The sequence below is a fragment of the Mycoplasmopsis agalactiae 14628 genome, from assembly GCF_000266865.1.
In the GTDB taxonomy this organism is placed as follows: Bacteria; Bacillota_I; Bacilli_A; order Mycoplasmatales; family Metamycoplasmataceae; genus Mycoplasmopsis; species Mycoplasmopsis agalactiae_A.
On sequence record NZ_AJPR01000020.1, the window covers coordinates 1 to 853 of the forward strand.

1 pseudogene is annotated in these 853 nt (G+C 30.0%); it reads left to right on the forward strand.

Annotated features, from left to right (window positions below):
- Window positions 1-823 (forward strand): annotated as a pseudogene (locus MAGB_RS04095) (hypothetical protein); the annotation flags it as partial.
- Window positions 824-853: the final 30 nt, after the last annotated feature.

The following is an 853-nucleotide window of genomic DNA, read 5'->3' on the forward strand; positions in this document are numbered from 1 at the left end:
TACTTGACCACCAGGATATAATCCTAATTCAAGCAAATATGTTGATTTAAGCCTGCTTAATGAAATATTTTTAGATAATCCTGTTGTTATTAGTGAAACTAAATTAAGCAAGCTAAAAGAGAAGATAGTAAGTGAAGTATCAAAACTAACTGAGCCATTAAACTATAGATTCAATAAAGAATACTTAATTGCTTGACTAAGCACAGCCTTTTATAACTTAGATTTAGTTATGGATATAGCAGACTTAAATAAGCCTGAGAATAAAGAATTTAAGGATAAATATGACAAGGCTGTAAACAGTGTCTTTAAAGAGAAAAATAAAGTAACTATCTTAGGCAAGGAAGTATTAATACCAACAAGTATTAGCGATGAAAAACTACGCCTAAGATATGAAGAAGCTATAGCTAATAAAATTAAAGAGATAGAGAACAGAAACTTTAATAAAGGGTTAGATAATAAAGTTAGAAGCAAAATATACATATTAATTCCAAAAGAAAATGCTATAGGCTTTGCATTCTTACCAGTTATTAATAACATTAGTAGTTCATTTGATCCAACTAAAGATCCTGAATGAATTTCAGAATTAGAAAAAGACCTACATAGAAAAGATATAAACGGAGAAGAGATTCGGAGTACTCTTAGCAAGGTTGCAAGCTATGCAGGCTGAACTGTTGGAGCTATTTCAACATTAGGGTTAATATCAGGAGCTGTATTTGGAGTTAGAAATTATCTAAACAAAAAAGGCTTTAAGGCTGGAAAGAGCAGTGCTATTAAGAAGAAAAAGAAAAAGCAAAAACCTATTAGAATTTACAAAGATAATTAAAGTAAAGAAAGCCAAGTTATAACAACCTGG